An 18,212-nucleotide genomic window follows, 5' to 3' on the forward strand; every position below is an offset into this window, starting at 1 on the left:
AAAGGCATTAGCCCCTCGTCTCTAAGTGTAGCTCTCCAAGTGTAGAATAGATGGCTTTTTTTCCTCAATTCTCCGATGTTCTAGCTTGTTAGAGGAAGTTTTTTCTACATAAATTTTTTCAAGCCGACTGCCTAGTCTACTGACCAGTTCATTGGTAATGGTTACAGCTTGTCCAGCTACTTCTTCTGCGGTGATTTTTTCTTTGCCTTCTTCCCCTATTATTGTAATTATATCACCTTGTTCTACATTTGGAATGTTGGTAACATCAATGGTCAACTGATCCATACAGATTCTACCTATGATTGGTACCTTTATACCCCTTAGGAGAACATGACCACAAGTAAGATTTCTAGGAATACCATCTGCATAACCAAGGGTGACGGTGGCAATTTTCATTGGAGCATTGACTACAAATTGTCTTCCATAGCCTATAGTTTCAGAAGCTTCAAGGGTTTTTATGATAGAGATTCTAGCTTTAATAGAAAGTACTGGTCGAAGTTTAACCTTTGCTTTTGTTTCATCCCTCTCATTACTCAACAGACCATACAGGGCAATACCCAGTCGTGCATAATCACAGGAGATCTCTGGATAGTTTAATACCCCATAGCTGCTTTGGATATGAAGTTTAAGTGAAGAATAGCCTAATCCCTTTAAGTGGTCTACTACCTTATAAAAGTTTTCAACCTGCTGTCTAGTAAAAACTGCATCCTTCTTCATTTGGCTATCAGCTACACATAAATGCGTATATGCTCCTTCAATAGCCAGGTTCCGCAGTTGAAATATTTTTGTGATTTCATCTATATGACGAAAGTTTTCACCTAAACGATTCATACCAGTATCAATCTTAATATGAACCCGTACTTTTTTTCCATACTGATTCAAAACAGTAGCATAATGATAGTCTACAACCGTTTGAGTTAGATCATACTTTACCACCCTGCCAACTTCTTCTGGATAAGTATAACCTAAAATCAAAATACATCCCTTTATACCACTTTTTCTAAGACGAATTCCTTCCTCCAATGATGCCACTGCAAAGGCATTGGCCCCCATCTTCTGTAATTCGTAAGCAATTTGAAGATCTCCATGCCCATAAGCATCGGCTTTAACCACCGCCATGACTTGACATCCTTTAGGCAGCAACTCTTTTAACTGTAAAAAATTATGCTTTAAATTTGATAAATCAATTTCTAACCAAGCTCTTCCCTTTTGATCCGAACTTTTTTTCTCTTTATTCCATATAAAGTTGACGATTATAGAAATAAAAACCGACAAAAATGCAACCCCTATAAAGTGTAATATACTGTTCTCTACGAAAAAAGCCTCTGTTTTTGTTAACCTAGCGAAGCCTCTAATCAAAACAATACACCATGGGTGGATCACATAAATTAACATAGCAATCCTACGCAGTGACTTCTGGCTTCTACCTTTCCACAGAAGAAGCATTTGAAAAAGAAAATACATAGAGGGCAGCAAAGCTATATACATACTATCATGTCTAGGGGCTGAAAAGTGGTGTAACAATAAGCCTTCTACGATTAAAACTGATAAAGACAGCAAAAGCCCCACCATACTGGTTTTAAAGGAATGTCTCTGAGGAGTTTTGGAGAATAATGCTCCTAAAAACAAATAAATAGGAGAAAAAAACAAACCATTCCTTGTATAGTCAAAGAAAAAAAACAAAATGTCATAGAAACTTCTTAAAAGAGGAATTTCATTAGCTATGCCATAGTAACTGTCACCAAACACACCTATCAAGTAAAGTAACAGTGCTACAATTATTGCAGTGTGTATTTTACAGTGCTTTAATAAAAGAAGAAACACCCCCGCCCCTATGATAATAGCAGGAAAATACCACAGATGATAAAAAGTTCCGTTAAAAAAAATATTCCTCAAAATAGAAGCCCCTACATATTTTCCGCTAAAGTGTCCTGCATAAAGATTCAAAGGTAGATATAATAAAATTGACACACTGTAAAGCTTGGCTATTTTTAGCGAGAAGTTTTTATAGGAAAAACTTCCTTCATCATAAGAGGAAAAAACAAAGAATCCTGTTGTCATAAAGAAAAAAGGAACAGCAACCCGCCCTATTATCCTTGTTAAAATCAAATCCGCCCCTGTGTTTACAGATAATAAAGGAAAGGTATGAATAGCAATTACTAAAATAGCTGCAATAAAACGAAAATAATCAATTCCTTTATACGCTTTGTCTTTCATAATTTTCACCCCATACAGTAATAATTCCACCATCTACGTTATTACCGGATATCTGCCACATACCATTAGGCTCTTGAATCGCAACAGAATTTCCCTCTATAAGATTTACATAAGATACCTGAATTTCTCGTCCTTTTTCCTGAAATAATAATGGATTTTTGTTATAAATATGATTTCTAAGAAGGTCTATATATTCCTCCAAAGTAAGCTTCAAGTTCTCTATGATTTTAGAATGAGGATAACCCACATATCGAAAATGCCATGGTTCTTGTCCAATACCTGTAATCCTTTCTTTTCCTTTTTGATATCGCTCAATAAAACCAAAGTCTGCTGCCCTCTCTCTAAATTTCTGGCAGATTCCGTGGTAAGGAAAATCAGGACAAATGAAGTCAATATCCTGTTTTTTTTCTGCTACATCTATAGCAAATCCTGTCTGATGCTCACTGCAATTAGGTAATGCTACATACTTGAGGGTAAATGCTTCACCATTTTCCCTCATGGAATTTTGAAAGATTTCTTGCTGCTCCTGTAAAGAACGATAGCCGCTGATGGGAACAATACTGTCTTCAGCTTTGCAGGCCTTAATTAATTGAGATAACATGACAGCAGAGCGTACTTCTAAAAAAATATCTTCGCAGACTTCATCTACAGGGACAAATCGATGATTCTTGATGATCTCCTTCTGATAAATAGGATATTGTTGATTTACAAGGATAAGATGTCCTTTATATATATTTTTTCTAGTAAGTTCTATTTTTTTCATCTTCTGTCACCAATCCTATCAATTGATCTATTGTTTCTTCGAAGGCAAGTCCTGTGTGAGAAAGCATGCTGGGATACCTACTATGGGAGGTAAATCCAGGAATTGTGTTGATTTCATTAAAAAAGATTTCCCCCTTAGGGGTTAAGAACATGTCCACCCTGGCAAGTCCCCTACATTCTAGAGCACGATATAGGATTGCTGCCGTCTCCTTCATTTCCTTTGCTTTTTCAGAAGTAATTCTTGCAGGTATATGAATTTTTGAGGTTTCTAAAGTGTATTTTTCTTTATGATCAAAAAACCCTTTTTGAAGTTCAATTTCATCTAATGCCCCCATAATTAACTCTTCATTTCCTAAGACAGCACATCCCACTTCAAAACCTTCCACCGCCTCCTCAATAACTACCTTATCATCATGAATAAAGGCCAGCTGAAGGGCATCTATTAACTGATTTTTGTTGTCAATTTTTGTAATACCAAAAGAAGATCCTGCCTTTGAAGGTTTTACAAAAAGAGGATATTTCAGCGTCTCTGTTTCCTTTAGCTTCTGCTGAAAGTCGTCATATTTTCTAACGATAACAAAGGGAGCTACCTTCACCCCAGCCCCCTGTGCCACTAAATGGGCAAGGTCTTTGTCCATACAAAGAGCAGAAGAAAGGGTGTTGCATCCTACAAAAGGGATACCTGCTAACTCTAGTAATCCTTGCAGAGTACCGTCTTCACCATTTTTTCCATGTATTATAGGAAACACTACATCCACATGCTCCTGTTTTACCTTATCACCGTAGAACTCTATAATGCCTTGTACTTCTCTACTTGGAGAAATCATAGCTGAAACGCAACTTTCATCAGTAAACCATGTATCATTTTTGATTTTATCTAAGCTCCCTCTATAACGAAGCCATGTCCCTTCTCTGGTAATTCCAATCAAAACCCCTTCGTATTTCTCTTTATTTAAGTGACTAATCAATGCATAAGCCGATTGTAGAGATACTGAATATTCTGTAGAACATCCTCCAAATAAAATTGCTACTTTTTTCTTCATTGTATTTCCTCCCCTTATTTAATAAGTATTTTCTAGCTACTTTATAGCTTGTTTGAAATAAAAAAACACCATCTATCTCGATAATCCTATTTTATCGAAATAAATGATGCTCTTTATCTGTTTTTACTTATAAAAGTCTTTAGATTTTCTAATGAATTTCTTACGATTTTCTTACGAAGGATTAGGGAGGGAAATCTCAAAGAGGATCCTTTCATTCTCACTGGAGGCTGTAATTTTTCCTCCATGGAGTTCAATAATCTCCTTGGCTATGGCCAGCCCTAAACCTGATCCGCCATTTTCAGTGGTTCTAGCAGCGTCTAACCGATAGAATTGTTCAAATATGTGATTTAGCTTATGTGCAGGAATAGTATCTCCCTGATTGCAGAAACTTAAGATAATTTCTTGATCTCTTTGAACTGCTGTTATTTGAATTTCGGTGTTTGGATAGCTATAGCTGATGGCATTTCGAATCAAGTTATCGAAGACTCTTTCTAGTTTTTTTACATCACCTCGAAGAAAAATATCCTTTTCTACCCGCAGGGAACAGTTTAAAGCTTTTGGCTTCAACAAAGGCTCAAATTCATAGGCAATTTGTTCTAACATCCTGGTTAAATTAAATTTAGTAGACTCTAAAGTTAAGTCCTTCAAATTAAATCTAGTGATTTCAAAAAACTCGTTGATAAGAGCCTCCAACCTCTGGGATTTTTCTAAAGAAATGGACAAGTACTTTTCTCTTAATGCCTGAGAGATTTGTCCTTCATCCCGCAATAAGGTCAAATAACCGATGATGGAGGTAAGAGGGGTTTTTAAATCATGGGCTAAGTAAACAACCAGATCATTTTTTCTTTGTTCCGCCTCTTTTGCCAATTGCTGATTTCTCACTATATTATACTTAATTTGATTTAACCTCTCTTCAACATCCTTTAATCCGTTAGGTAATTGAATCAAATCCGTATCATTTTCAAATAAGTCATCGATGGCTTTTGTCATTTTATGTACATATCCTATGGTTTTGTTCCAAAAATATAAGGTAATCAATAAAAACCCTATGCCCCAAACCAATAAAAATAAGTAAAAGCTAAGACGATCCACAATTTGGAAGAAACGGTACCAAAAACCCCAAGGGGAATACCACACAATCACTCGATGTCCCACATAAATGCCTATAAAAAATAACAATGCCAGCCCAACGGTAAACAAAACTACTGTAAGGAAAAATTGTCCTAGTAGCTGAAGGGTTAGCTTAGTTTTAACTCCTGTTGTTTCAGTCTTTTTCAATTTGGTAACCTACCCCCCATACGGTTTTAATGAACTTTGGTTTTCTTGGAGGCTCCTTCATTTTCTCCCTTATTCTCCCAATATGAGCCATAACAGTATTGTTATTGTCTAAGTATTTGTCCCCCCATACTGCTTCAAAAAGCTCCTCAGAAGAAACTACTTTACCTCTGTTTTCACATAAGTACCATAAAATTGAAAATTCAATAGGGGTTAAAGATAGAGGCTCTCCATAAAGACTGCACTTATGGGTATCTTTGTTAATGATCAACCCTGAAAAATCAAATTCATTCATATTTTCAACAGTTTTTGTTTCATTAACATCCAAAGTATTATAACGTGTATACCTTCTTAACTGAGCCTTCACCCTTGCCACCATTTCTAGTGGATTAAAGGGCTTTGTTATATAGTCATCTGCTCCAATGGTAAGCCCTGTAATTTTATCAATATTTTCTACTTTGGCAGTCAACATAATGACAGGATAATGATGCTTTTCCCTGATTTTTTGACAAATAGAAAATCCATCTATATCGGGGAGCATCACATCTAGGATAGCTAAGTCCAATTTCATAGTGTCGATACACTCTATGGCTTTTTTTCCTGTGTAAAATTTACAAACATTGTATCCCTCATTTTTAAGATATAATTCCACCAAATCAGCAATTTCTTTTTCATCATCTACAACTAATATATTTATCTCCATAACTTTACCTCTATTTTTTCTTACTTCTCAGTATTCTTTAAAATTTGTTGCCAAATATCCAGATAAACCTTTTTTGATCCATATTCTTCATAATTAGGTATATTCCCTAATCTCCACAGAGAAATACCTTGCACACCAAACATTTTCCCTAAATCTATTTTTGCTTGTATACTTCGAGCATCCTCATACCATAAAACATTATCAGTTTCATCTCTACTGTCAAAAAAAGTGGCGTAGGGATTTTGATTTTGCTGGGAATAGTTTATTGCTACCCCATCCATAGCAAGTCTTTGCTGTACAGCTTCATAGCTTGGATGGTAAGGGTATTTATTGATCACTTGCCCTTCTTTAAGCTTCCACTGCACTGTATCCAGTGAAAACTGTAGCCATATTTTACTTACATCCTGTACTCCTGTATCTTTATCCGTGATGGACTTCAAAGCATAGTATATTTCACCGATAGGAGATAATGGCGTAAGGGTATACCCCCTCTGCATTTCAGCATCCGTCAATTGCTTTGCATAATAATCATGTGCCATTAGGATTACTTTATCTGCGATATCTCCAATGGTTTTAAAATCATATCCGTCATAATAGGCTTGACCTGCTGGTCTTGCAGGATGCACTGCCACATACAGTAATTTATTGCTTTTATTTAGCTCTTGTTTTAATTCTGTCAGGAAAATATTAAAAGATTCCTTTACTATTTCACCCCTCATGCTTTCGAAATCAATAACAACCCCATCAAAAGAAACCGTAAGATCATCTACTGTTGTAGCATTAACTTGTCCAACAATAGCATCAATTACTGGTTTGCGGACTTCTGGCTTTGTTACTATATACTCAATCAAAGGAATATTTGTCTTAGTGTCGGTATTAAATATAGTGTGATTTTCTGCAAAGACCATTAGCTGTGTAGAAACATTATTCTCCTTAGCTAAAGTTAAAGGTTGTGAAAATCCAGCAGGAATCCCAAACTCGTTATTATTGTCTCTTGTGGTATTGAGCAGAACTTGATTATTCTCAGGATCATACTCCAAACGACTCCATCCAAACCCTACAGAATTAAGGGCCTGAAACATGTCTATCTGATTGGCAGAACGTACAGCGTAAAAAGCATGTAATTCATTGATTGGTTGCTTCAATCTTTCATACATTTTCATCATCATTACTGCTGCTTCTTCTCTTCTTGCTGTGTCGTAGGGCTTAAATAAGTTGTTCCCTACGCCATTGATGATTTGAAAATCTCTTGCAATAGTTATGTATCCTACATTTTCTGAAACATCATCAAAGGGGCTTCCAAGATAGGTTAACTGCTTAGCAAGACTGTCATAACCTAGGGCTCGTACAATCATAACTGCCATTTCCTCACGGGTAATAGCTTCCTCTGCCCTAAACTTGTCAGTATCCTTTAAAACCACACCTCGCTGTAATGCTGTTTCTATAGGTCCATAATACCACTTGGTTGTGTCCCTATTATCAATAAAACTGCCTTCTTCAGGCTTAATTAAATCCCATTCCATTAGCTTGGCTAAAAAAGTAATAAACTCCCCTCTGCTAATTGTAAGTCCCATACCAAACTGATTCTCACCAATTCCATTGGTAATCTTCATTAATCTTAGATCATGTATCGCCTTACTTGCCCAATGATTTTCAGGAACGTCCCTAAAAATTTCTGTTGTACCTTCATTTGCAAAGGCTAAACTAGATAATAGCATGGCTGATATTAAAATTAAAACAGTTATTTTTTTAACTTGATACATAGTGATCCCCCTTCTCTTATTCGTTTTATCTCCATATCATGGGCGTTAACTTAAGCTAATTACTTCCAAAATTCCGCTTAATTTATCATCCTGAGCATAGCGAAGGATCTTGAAGTACCCAACAACTTTTTAGATTATAAGATCCTTCGACTCCGCTTTGCTCCCCTCAGGATGACAAATTATAGGTTAAGTTAACGCTAATGGTCTCCATATATCTCCATAATATGTAAGTATTTACTTATACCTTACATGGACAGGTTTTGATTGTCAAGAACAAATCAACAAAGCCTTTTAACGAGGTTGAATCTTTAAGCTAAGAAAACAACGAGTCCCTTATCTTTTTCAGCTAGGGAACCCGTTGTTTCTGATAAATGCTATCCTTATTCTTCAATAAAGAAAATTCACTGAAAAAACTTATCTTAAATAATATTTAAGAATATTTTTTCTGCTGATCATACCAATCACCTTCGAATCTCTTACCACAGGAATGGTTTTAATTCCTTTATTAATAATAATATCTATTATTTTTTCTAGAGGTGTATCTTCTTTTACTGTCACTAGTTTCGTTGTCATAACATCCTTTATTTTAATACTTTTAAACCTATCTAAATCTGTATTTAGAGCTCTTGTATCAATTTGAACGTCTAATTCTGTGTAGGCATAGTGTACTGATGCATTTAATTTTTTATCTACATACACCAGATCTGTCTCCGTTACGATTCCTACCAAAAGGCCTTCGCTATTAAGAACATGTATACAATTTGCTTCACTAGACACTAATATTTCTATTGCCTCATAAGTACTACTATCCTCACTTATACAAATAATATCCTTTATCATTATATGCTTTGCCACTAATGCCATATGATCCCCCCTAACTTAGCATCTGTTTTCTATTTGAAAATTTCCTATACTATATATACCACTTTCTTTTAGAAATAATCATTTGACTTAATACACAAATTACTGGATTTGAAAGTCTCCTATATCTATATAACCTTCTGTGGATTCCTTTCTCTCTTATGCGGATTTTGCCTCCCTCATCATTTCTTTAGAAGGTATCTGCATCTTTTTTCTCATCATAAAAAACAGTGTTAAAGAAAGAAATGTAGTAGCAAAGTCTGCTGCCGGCAAAGCAAAAATAAAACCATTAAACCCCCATAGTGAACTAAAAATAACTAATGCAGGAATGTAAAATAACCCCTGTCTCCCAAGAGATATGATTAAGGATTCTACTGTTCTGCCAAGGGATTGAAACATAATCATAAGTACCATTTGCACCCCCAGTAAAGGCATAGACACTACTAGGACTCTTAAGATTTTTACCCCCAGTTCTATCACTACAGCATCATTGATAAATATTTTAATCCAAGTCTCAGAAAATGCTACAAATATCCCAGCAAAACCAGTACACATAATCGTCCCGACGATAATAGCCCTTTTTATCGTCTCCAGCAGACGGTCATATTTCTTAGCACCATAACTATAACCCATGAGAGGTTGACATCCCTGAGCTAGCCCTATACATAGCATTACTGCTGTACTAGCAATCCGCATAACCACCCCATTGGCCGCTACAACATCATCACTAAAACCAGCTGCAAAAATGTTTGCTACTGCCATACCGATGCTCATTAGAATCATTCCAATAGAAGCGGGAATACCAATCTTAAATATTTCTGCAAATATATGCCTATCAAAGGTAAAATGTTTATAGGAAATAGATATAATACCTTTTTTCTTTAAGTAAAAAATAATATAGTATGTGAATCCAACAATATTACCGATGGTGGTTGCTACAGCTGCTCCCGCAACCCCCATATTTAATACTAAAATAAAAATTGGATCTAGCAGGATATTTAACATAGAACCTGCCATCATACCAATCATGGATTCCTTTGTAGCACCTTCTGATCGCAATAATCCTCCCATTGCCATCTGCATACCAATAAAGGGGCTTCCCAGCATCATGATCATCAAATAGCTTTTGCCATAACCTATGGTATTTTCACTGGCCCCACAAAACATTAATATAGGCTCAATAAACAAAAGGCCTATGATAGATACCATAGTACAAACTGCCAAAGCAGACCAAAAGGAAATTGCTCCTGCTTGACTAGCATTTTCTTTTTCTCCTTTTCCTAGTAACCTAGATATTAAGGAGGCTCCTCCTATGGCAAATATATTACCAAATGCCTGTATAATCATGAAAATAGGCATGGATATAGAGATGGCAGCTACCATATTGGGATCATTTAATTTCCCGATAAAAAAAGTATCTGTCATGTTATAAATCACTTGAATCAACATAGCCACCATGGTGGGAAGTGCTAAGGCCCATATGGCTTTCTTTACAGGCATAGACTCTAAAATCATTGTTCTATCTTCCTTCGCAGTCATTGTTTTTGCTTCCTTCAAATGAAATCATTCCTTTCTTTCTTTTAATTTTTTCATAATAGCTTCCATGGTTTCCAAAGCATTTTTAAGGTGATGAATATCTTCCTTTTCTAACTGTGCTACTTTTTTTGAAATATGTTGTTTAAAGTAAGCATCTATTTCTTTTGCCACTTTTTTTCCTTCTTCAGTAAGGAATAAAGCGTTTTTTCTCCTGTCATCACATACGGATGTTCTTTTAATCAGTCCTTTTCCCTCTAAACGATCTGCTACTGTAGTAAAGGATCCCTTTGTAAGCCCTACTTTTTTACTATATTCTGTCATGGGACTACCTTCTTCTCTAAGAAGAGACATGAGGGTTCTTTCTTCGCTAATATTTAATTTTACTAATGTATTTACTTCACTTCCTTCTAATAAAGTTCCGATAAACATCGGTAGTAGACCTGCTAATTCAGCAATTTTTTCTTCAGCAGTAGACATACTCTTCTCTCCTAATATGTTTTAGTTTGAATTCTAACAATTTGAATACTAACATTTTTGGTTATAATTGTCAAGAATGAATTTCTTTTACCCTCTGTGGTGTAGCTGAAAATGATTTTTTCATATTGCTATAAAGCAAAAACATGATAAAAAGACATCAATTGATGTCTTTTTATCATGTAAGATAGTTTTCTTTTTTTTCTAGTATTTTATATCCTATCATAAAAGATATAATGAATAAAATGGATAAATTTAATATGCTTACCGGCATGTCAATAGGAGTGAATATCGCAAACCCATTGTTGAGTATATGCAGAAATATGGATGGATAAAGAGATCCTGTTTTATAGGCTAAATATCCAAAAACCAAACCCAGTAAAAACGTAGGCAGTAACCTAACAAAATCTAAATGCACCACTGCAAAGATCACAGATGTTATAAGAATTGCCCATTTGGGACCAAAGTTTTTTTCTAAAGGTCTAAATGCAAATCCTCTAAACAATATCTCTTCACATATCCCAGGAGTAACTGCTATAAAAAAGAATCTACTTAAGGGGCTTAGAGCATTAAGCTGAGCTTCTAACTCTACTAAAGTAGGGGCTTGTGGTATATAGGGTGTTATAATTATTTGATATATCAGTATTAAGCTAAAGGCTGCTACCCAAAGAAAAACACCACCCAATATCTTTTCTGCAGAAGGTTTTTTAAGTCCTAAGCTTTTCTTTTGTGATGCTTTAAGATACCATATGATTCCTATAGGTATAGCAGCAAATATAACATACTGAATAAACAACGTATTTTCTACTATTCCCAAGGGCTCTGCTAATGCAATACTCATATATATACTTAGTATTACAATTATAGCTAGACTTATAAATATGTCTTCTACCTCTATCAAATCTCTTGCTTTTAATTCTTTTCTTTTTAGCTTAAAGGAGGTTCCTTTACCCATTCCAAATAATAATTTTTCTGTTCCAAACACTTTAAACATAAATGTAAGACTCAATACTGAAAACAAAGTGTTTGTAACAAGGGTAATAGCTAACAAGTTTATACTTACCCCTCCTACAAACACCGATTTTATAAGGAGGGTAGAATTTAGAATAGGAAGGACAGCATAAAAAGAATTTAGCTCTAAACCTGGAGTACTGCCTATATAGGCTGGTATCATAAAAATAAAAACCAGAGGTGTTATATAAGCTCCTGACTCTTTATAGCTATTTGCAAACATGCCCACTCCTATACTTACCCCCGCCCCCATTACTACAAGAGGAAGCAAAGTAAATAACAATGTAATTATAGTAGAAGGTTCTGCTGCTAAATGTAGTATACCTGTGTCTACCATCCTTGGCATAAGTATGAGGAGTACCAATAAGCTTAAAACCATAGCCGCTATACCAAATAATACACAGGCCATTAATTTGGCCACCACCAGTTCTTTCCTTTTTATAGGAACAGAAAATAATGTCTCTAATGTTCCTGATTCCTTTTCTGCTGTGGTTAATTCAATAGCAAAGTTAACTACGGATAGTAAGGCATACAAAGTTAATAAAAGCGGAATGATATTACTTAAAGAATGCTTTAAAAGCTCTTCTTGCTTTGCAATATCCTTCATTTCTAGGTTTATTGGATTTAGTATTGATGCATCTTCATTGGCAAGACTTAATAGTCTTAATTGTTCCGACTCCTTGAAATCTAGTAAATAGTTTTCAATTCTTTCACTGGCTCTTCTTCCGCCGCTTCTTCCAGAATCATATTTGAGTTGAAACTTATGGGTATCGTCCGAATAAATATATTCCAAAGCCAAATCTAAATTTTGATTTCTAATTTCCTTCTCATAATCATCTATATTCGTTATTGTCTCAAGTCTAGCATCCTCTTTTATAAAATCTTTTACTTCACTAGGCATATCTCCTACAAAATAGATTCTGCTTAACGCTTCTTCAGAGCCTCTTGTGGTAATATCTTTCACTTGATTATAACCGTGAAATAATATTGGCACCAATAAGACGGGAAGAATCAATCCTAGCAATACTCTTTTATTTCTTGAAAGTGCAAGAATTTCTTTTTTAAATAAATTTTTTACTACGAAAAAGTTCATACGCCATCTCCTATATTGCGACATTATGGTTGTTTTCTCTATCCTTTTTCCCCTCTGAAAATCACCCAATCTGATTTAAAAAGTCCCTTCATGGTTACAATAGCTATCGCCGATATTGCCAAATTCATCAACAGTGTGATACCTATATTGACTAAGTTGTAATCCCCCAAAAACGCCTCCCTCATCACCAATATAGCATTTGTTATAGGTATAAATAGAGTGAGGGTTGTGATCTCAATGTCTGGAATAAGGGCAAGATAGCAAGGGAACATAAATAAAATCAAAAATACTGAGCCATAGTTCTGGGCTTCTTGATAAGTCTTTGCAAATAGACCTATGCCTATTAAAAAAGCACTAGCCATAATCATTATAGGCAAAAGCATCATAAACAGAAACAAAACTAAGTACACAGATAAAGAAACATTTAGATCTGCAATACTCTTTAACAATACATATAAGAGTGGAAACATGGCTACAATATTCACAAGTCCACTGATCATTCCCACTGTGACACAGGCAAAGAGTTTTCCCATGATGATTTCAAACCTTTTTGCTGGGACGGAAAATATTGTTTCTAGTGTTTCTCTCTCTTTTTCTCCTGCACTTAAATCTGAAGCTATAGTGTAGGTACCAATGATAGAGTAGATGATTAATATAAATGGTACCAGTGTGCCTAGCAGCATGGACAAGATTCTAGCTGAAGCGTCTCCGGTTTCTGACATTTCTATCATTTCGATAGAAACAATATCTTTTATTTTTTTGTCTATATTCCTATGATTAAACTTATCTTCTTTTACTTTTTCTTCATAAGATCTATAGCTTCCTCTAACTCTATTGGCAGCTCTTTCGCTTGCTTCTATTGTTGAATTATAGTTTACTGTATAGCTCTCTATATTATCATTTAGTGTCATAGTAATTATCGCGTGTAAATTTCCTTCATTGATCTGATCCATATCCTCCTCTGAAGATAAACTGACAATCTTTATCTTTTCATCTTCTCTTAGTACTTTTACAAAAGCCTCGTTTACTGTACCTTCTATAGCGATAATACTCATATTTTCATCTAAATTTGACTGCACTATCGTAGAAAAGCCTATAAAAAATATCATGATGACTGGATAAATAAGAATCGGTAAGAATATAGTGAGCAGAGCTTTTTTATCCCTAAATAGAGATTTCATTTCTTTGCTCCATATTAAGTTAATTTTCTGGAAGCTCATATACCCCATCTCTCCTGTCTATATACGTTAAAAATATATCTCTTATATTTGTTTGTCTTGTTTTTTCTTTAAGGTCTTCTATCCTTCCTGTTTCTATTATTTTCCCTTTATGGATCAAAGCAATCCTATCACATAAGGAATCTGCTTCCTCCATATAGTGAGTTGAAAAAATAATCGTCTTCCCTTCTTCCTTTTTCTTTTTAATAAAGTCTATGATGGTTCTGCTGGTAAGAATGTCCAGTCCTAAGGTAGGTTCGTCCAGTATATATATATTTGGATCATGAATCATGCACCTTGCTATAGATGTTTTTTGCACCTGACCGGTGGATAACTTTTCTATTATTCTGTCTTTAAAATCCTGCATTTGCAGACTATATATAATCTCCTCTATTCTTTTTTCCATGACCTTTTTAGGTATATCATAGAATTTTCCAAAAAACTTCATGGTTTCAACTGGTGTTAACTTTTTATAGAGCTTCGTATTACCCGACAAGAAACCAATGGACTTTTTTACTTCCTCCGGCTGTTCTTTTGTATCATAACCATTGACAATAATTTGCCCTGTAGATTGCTGCATAATGGTAGCCATAATTCTAAGGAGAGTAGTTTTACCTGCTCCATTAGGACCTAACAACCCAAATATCTCTCCCTTTTCTATCTGGAAACTAACGTCATCTACTGCATAGAAGTCTCCATGTTTTTTATCATAAAATTTTTTTTTGATATTCATTACTTTTATCATAGGTCATTTTCAACTCCATTTTTCATCACTTTTTTTGCTATAAAATTTCATATAATTGTTTAATTATATACTATTTTATTGTACTAGTTATTGCAAGGATTTTCAACACAAGTTCCATTTTTTTGAAATTACATTCTTTAAAATAAATGGAACTTATTTCAATTTATTTAAATAAAACTATATACCTTTGACATTTGATTTCCGATAAATAAAGTAATAGATACAATTTATGGAAGGAGCGTTTATATGATTATAGAAAGTTCAAATATCCTTATGCATTCTCAACACAAGCGTCAAGAAAGGTACGAAAAAAGCGAGAGTATGACAGCATGGATTGGAAATAGCCCTGCTGGCGATAGTCAAGGTAACTTATTTTCCTCAGATACACTAACTGTATCTGAGGAGGCACTATCCATGTATCAGGAAACATTAGCAGTAAAAAAACAGGCTTTTCAAGAAGATGCATTAGAGATTCCTGATATTCATAAACAAAAAATGCTGTTACTTCAAACATTACTGGAGGCTTTACTTAAAAAAAGATTGCAGTTCTTTATACCTGATTTTGGAAAGATAAAAACAGAAGGTTTTCAGTTTCCTGATATTCCTAATCAACAACAATCTTCCGGCTGGGGAATAGTTTATGATTATCGAGAAAGTTATATTGAAACAGAAAGAATGGAGTTCACTTCATCGGGTATCATACGAACCGCTGACGGTCGAGAAATCAATTTTTCAGTAAATTTAACTATGAGTCGTTCCTTTGCTGAACATCATAGTATTCATTTTCGTGCCGGCGATGCTGTAGTCGTAGATCCCCTTGTTATCAATTTTAATGGTAAGGGCGTAGGGTTATCAGAACAAAAATTCAGCTTTGATTTGACCATGGATGGTAAAATGGAACAAATATCCTACTTAAAACCAGGAAGTGGTTTTTTAGCCATAGATTTGAATGGTGATGGGAAAATTAATGATGGAAGTGAGTTGTTTGGTCCTAGCACAGGAAACGGCTTTCAAGAACTTGCTCAGTATGATGAAGACGGAAACGGGTGGATTGACGAGAATGATTCTATTTATGACAAATTGATGATCTGGACAAAAGATGAAAATGGTTCTGATCAATTATTTGCCTTGGGGGAACTGGGTATAGGAGCCATTTATTTAGGTGGTATACAAACACCGTTTGATATCAAGGACGGACAAAATCAACTGCATGGACAAGTTAGTCGCTCTAGCATTTATGTTAAGGAAAATGCTACTGTTGGTATCATACAGCAGATTGATTTAGCAACTTAGATAATTTAAAAATTCTCTACGTGTCTATTGTCATCTTAAAAGCTTTTATGATTCTACTTTCTTCTTCACTTTGAAATATATTTTCACGATTAATTCTGCTACTCTTTAAATAAGCTTCTATTCTTAAGATTAGAATAATAATAGATGGAAACACTTCTCTACTGGAGGTGTTTCCAATAATGACTTTTATAAAGAACTGTTCTCTTGAAAGTATAAAAAGCAAACTTTTAATACTTTATCTGCTGAATGTAACAGATATCATCTTTACTCTTTTGCTTTTGCGGACTGGCTTGTACATAGAAATTAATGCTTTTATGGCTAGCGTCGTAGAAAGTCCTATCGCTAGTCTTCTACTGAAGATTATATTGCCTGCTGTTCTTCTTATAATGATATATTTCAGAATCCAGAAAGCAACAGCAGAACAACTAAAAAAGTCTAATCTTCTTATCAGTGGAGCCATAGCAGTATATGCTCTAATTAATCTATCCCATCTCCTTTGGTTTGCTATACTTCCCGTTTTGCTAGATAATCCTTTGTTCTTACCTTTGCTAAAAAAACATTGAGAATGTAGGACACCCTATACTCTCAATGTTTTTTCAATTATTTCCTTCTTCATTAAGTATTTTAAATAAAAACATAATTTTACTATATCCAAATTCAGTTTTTAAAAATAAGTCTTTTTCCCATTGTTAAACAATACTAATTCTATTTTATCAGATAAGTCCTTGCTCCTAGCCTGATTATATTAAAAACATTGCTAATATTGTTGTAACAGTTAAACCTATTGCAACAGGAACTAGATTTCTTCTAGCTAGCTCCATAGGTGATACTTCACAGATAGCAGCTACTGCAATAAGACCTGACCAAGGTATAATTGTTCCTCCGCCAATCCATACAGCACTAATTTGACCCAATGCTCCTAGTACTGCTATACTGCCATTTACAGCGATACCAAAGACTCTAGCTAAAGAACCCGATAGAGCAATGCCTGAAAAACCAGAACCATCCAATCCTGTTATTCCTCCAATAATCATCTCCATAATGGCGGTTATGGGTCTATTCATCGATACAACAGAAGCCATATAAGCACCTAAATCAGCTAAAATTCCTTGAGAAGCTTCAGGTAACACATTACTGCCCATCACACTGGCGAAAGAGTCTAAATCACCCATGAAAAAAAAAGCAGCAATAGGAATAATGGGACCAAAAATTTTCATACCGAAAACAAATCCTTCTCGGATAAATTCTGTGATATGACTTAAAGCCCGTTGCTTGTATTCAATAATACATAAAACTACTAGAACAAGAGCTGCTGTCCCTCCAATAAGAGCAGTAGCACCTCCACCCCTAAGTCCTAACGAAAACATAGCTATAATATTGAACAAAAACGCCAATGGCACTAAAATAGCAGCAATTTTAGTAGAAGTTTTTATTGGCTGCTTTTTACTTTTTTCCACAAAAGATTTTTCTATAGGTTTTATGGTGCCATTTTTTATATCCCTTTTCAATAGAATATATGCTGAAACAACTGTAACAACCGACATAACTAAAAATAACGGACCACCCTTAAGCATCACCTCTGTTATATCTACACCTGCTGAATTTGCAGTTAATGCAGGTGCCCCTTGAATAACAAAATCGGTTGATAGAGCAACACCATGGCCAAATAAATTAATCGCTACAGCCGCACCGATGGCAGGTAAACCTACTTTGTAGGCTATAGGTAATAAAACTGCACCAATCAGAGGGGTAGCGGGGGATGGCCAGAAAAACCAAGAAACCAGCAGCATTGTGATGCCAATAAACCAAAAAGCTTGATCAGGGGTTTTTACTAACTTTGTGAAAGGACTCACCATGAGTTCAGTAGCATGCAGCTTATCCAAAAGTTTAGACATTGCGACAATAAGGGATATGATCATAATAATGTTGAGAAGCTCCGTAGCCGAAACAATTAAGGCACGGAAGATAGAAGCCGTTGATCCAGCAATACCTTGTTGAGAAGCTAAGCCTATAAAAAACACGCCTAGTATACATGGAATAGCAATATCCTTTCGCATTAATAAAATACCCAATATCACCAGTACCATAATTACATATATCCAATGCACTAAAGTAAGTTCTATCATATAATCCTCCTCCTTAAAAAGTCTCACTTTTTACATAATATGTAGTAAGACAGAGAAGGTGCAAGATTTTGCAGAAATGAAATAACGTGCTAT

15 protein-coding genes are annotated in these 18,212 nt (G+C 35.0%); 2 read left to right on the forward strand and 13 right to left on the reverse strand.

Features of this window, described 5'->3' with window-relative positions; genetic code table 11:
* Window positions 1-21: 21 nt before the first annotated feature.
* The 12 genes from vanT to CACET_RS12510 all read right to left on the reverse strand — a co-directional run bounded on the left by vanT (window position 22) and on the right by CACET_RS12510 (window position 14,700).
* Window positions 22-2,250 (reverse strand): serine racemase VanT catalytic subunit, encoded by a 2,229-nt coding sequence (gene vanT, locus CACET_RS12455; protein WP_082058189.1) that lies wholly within the window; start codon window positions 2,248-2,250, stop codon window positions 22-24.
* Window positions 2,198-2,980 (reverse strand): M15 family metallopeptidase, encoded by a 783-nt coding sequence (locus CACET_RS12460; RefSeq protein ID WP_044824742.1) that lies wholly within the window; start codon window positions 2,978-2,980, stop codon window positions 2,198-2,200. Before CACET_RS12460 ends, vanT begins: the two co-directional genes overlap by 53 nt.
* A complete protein-coding gene (vanG, locus tag CACET_RS12465) occupies window positions 2,958-4,022 on the reverse strand; it encodes a D-alanine--D-serine ligase VanG (RefSeq protein WP_044824741.1) in 1,065 nt (354 codons plus the stop codon). The genes CACET_RS12460 and vanG overlap by 23 nt, the downstream gene beginning before the upstream one ends.
* Window positions 4,023-4,193: 171 nt before the next feature.
* On the reverse strand, window positions 4,194-5,300 hold the full coding sequence (gene vanS / locus CACET_RS12470; protein WP_044824740.1) for a vancomycin resistance histidine kinase VanS: 1,107 nt from the start codon (window positions 5,298-5,300) through the stop codon (window positions 4,194-4,196).
* Window positions 5,287-6,000, reverse strand: a complete 714-nt coding sequence (gene vanR, locus CACET_RS12475) for a VanR-ABDEGLN family response regulator transcription factor (protein ID WP_044824739.1) — start codon at window positions 5,998-6,000, stop codon at window positions 5,287-5,289. Before vanR ends, vanS begins: the two co-directional genes overlap by 14 nt.
* A 20-nt stretch (window positions 6,001-6,020) precedes the next feature.
* Window positions 6,021-7,763, reverse strand: a complete 1,743-nt coding sequence (locus tag CACET_RS12480) for a glycosyl hydrolase family 18 protein (protein WP_044824738.1) — start codon at window positions 7,761-7,763, stop codon at window positions 6,021-6,023.
* A 414-nt stretch (window positions 7,764-8,177) separates the two neighbouring features.
* A complete protein-coding gene (locus tag CACET_RS12485) occupies window positions 8,178-8,627 on the reverse strand; it encodes a CBS domain-containing protein (RefSeq protein ID WP_044824737.1) in 450 nt (149 codons plus the stop codon).
* A gap of 156 nt (window positions 8,628-8,783) precedes the next feature.
* On the reverse strand, window positions 8,784-10,181 hold the full coding sequence (locus CACET_RS12490) for an MATE family efflux transporter (protein ID WP_144414771.1): 1,398 nt from the start codon (window positions 10,179-10,181) through the stop codon (window positions 8,784-8,786).
* Between the two features lie 6 nt (window positions 10,182-10,187).
* On the reverse strand, window positions 10,188-10,637 hold the full coding sequence (locus CACET_RS19520) for a MarR family winged helix-turn-helix transcriptional regulator (protein WP_052661408.1): 450 nt from the start codon (window positions 10,635-10,637) through the stop codon (window positions 10,188-10,190).
* A 175-nt stretch (window positions 10,638-10,812) separates the two neighbouring features.
* A complete protein-coding gene (locus tag CACET_RS12500) occupies window positions 10,813-12,738 on the reverse strand; it encodes an ABC transporter permease subunit/CPBP intramembrane protease (RefSeq protein WP_044824735.1) in 1,926 nt (641 codons plus the stop codon).
* A 38-nt stretch (window positions 12,739-12,776) separates the two neighbouring features.
* A complete protein-coding gene (locus tag CACET_RS12505) occupies window positions 12,777-13,967 on the reverse strand; it encodes an ABC transporter permease (protein ID WP_082058187.1) in 1,191 nt (396 codons plus the stop codon).
* Window positions 13,939-14,700, reverse strand: a complete 762-nt coding sequence (locus CACET_RS12510) for an ABC transporter ATP-binding protein (protein WP_044824733.1) — start codon at window positions 14,698-14,700, stop codon at window positions 13,939-13,941. Before CACET_RS12510 ends, CACET_RS12505 begins: the two co-directional genes overlap by 29 nt.
* 246 nt (window positions 14,701-14,946) lie before the next feature.
* Here CACET_RS12510 and CACET_RS12515 point away from each other — a divergent pair, with 246 nt between their 5' ends.
* The gene (locus CACET_RS12515; RefSeq protein ID WP_044824732.1) at window positions 14,947-15,993 is read left to right on the forward strand and encodes a hypothetical protein; all 1,047 of its coding nucleotides are present in this window, start codon (window positions 14,947-14,949) and stop codon (window positions 15,991-15,993) included.
* A gap of 179 nt (window positions 15,994-16,172) precedes the next feature.
* Window positions 16,173-16,556, forward strand: a complete 384-nt coding sequence (locus CACET_RS12520; RefSeq protein ID WP_242846922.1) for a DUF5658 family protein — start codon at window positions 16,173-16,175, stop codon at window positions 16,554-16,556.
* 177 nt (window positions 16,557-16,733) lie between these two features.
* On the opposite strand, the gene CACET_RS12525 is transcribed toward CACET_RS12520, so the two are convergent.
* Window positions 16,734-18,119, reverse strand: a complete 1,386-nt coding sequence (locus CACET_RS12525) for a hypothetical protein (RefSeq protein WP_044824731.1) — start codon at window positions 18,117-18,119, stop codon at window positions 16,734-16,736.
* Window positions 18,120-18,212 lie beyond the last annotated feature (93 nt).

It is taken from the genome of Clostridium aceticum, from assembly GCF_001042715.1.
Taxonomy (GTDB): Bacteria; Bacillota; Clostridia; order Peptostreptococcales; family Natronincolaceae; genus Andreesenella; species Andreesenella acetica.

Coding starts and splice junctions, on each gene's coding strand:
- CACET_RS12510 (WP_044824733.1), bottom strand. CDS start 14,700: ATGATAAAAGTAATGAATATCAAAAAAAAATTTTATGATAAAAAACAT.
- CACET_RS12500 (WP_044824735.1), bottom strand. CDS start 12,738: ATGAACTTTTTCGTAGTAAAAAATTTATTTAAAAAAGAAATTCTTGCA.
- CACET_RS12520 (WP_242846922.1), top strand. CDS start 16,173: ATGACTTTTATAAAGAACTGTTCTCTTGAAAGTATAAAAAGCAAACTT.
- vanG (WP_044824741.1), bottom strand. CDS start 4,022: ATGAAGAAAAAAGTAGCAATTTTATTTGGAGGATGTTCTACAGAATAT.
- CACET_RS12525 (WP_044824731.1), bottom strand. CDS start 18,119: ATGATAGAACTTACTTTAGTGCATTGGATATATGTAATTATGGTACTG.
- CACET_RS12505 (WP_082058187.1), bottom strand. CDS start 13,967: ATGGGGTATATGAGCTTCCAGAAAATTAACTTAATATGGAGCAAAGAA.
- vanT (WP_082058189.1), bottom strand. CDS start 2,250: ATGGTGGAATTATTACTGTATGGGGTGAAAATTATGAAAGACAAAGCG.
- vanR (WP_044824739.1), bottom strand. CDS start 6,000: ATGGAGATAAATATATTAGTTGTAGATGATGAAAAAGAAATTGCTGAT.
- CACET_RS12485 (WP_044824737.1), bottom strand. CDS start 8,627: ATGGCATTAGTGGCAAAGCATATAATGATAAAGGATATTATTTGTATA.
- CACET_RS12480 (WP_044824738.1), bottom strand. CDS start 7,763: ATGTATCAAGTTAAAAAAATAACTGTTTTAATTTTAATATCAGCCATG.
- CACET_RS12515 (WP_044824732.1), top strand. CDS start 14,947: ATGATTATAGAAAGTTCAAATATCCTTATGCATTCTCAACACAAGCGT.
- CACET_RS12460 (WP_044824742.1), bottom strand. CDS start 2,980: ATGAAAAAAATAGAACTTACTAGAAAAAATATATATAAAGGACATCTT.
- CACET_RS19520 (WP_052661408.1), bottom strand. CDS start 10,637: ATGTCTACTGCTGAAGAAAAAATTGCTGAATTAGCAGGTCTACTACCG.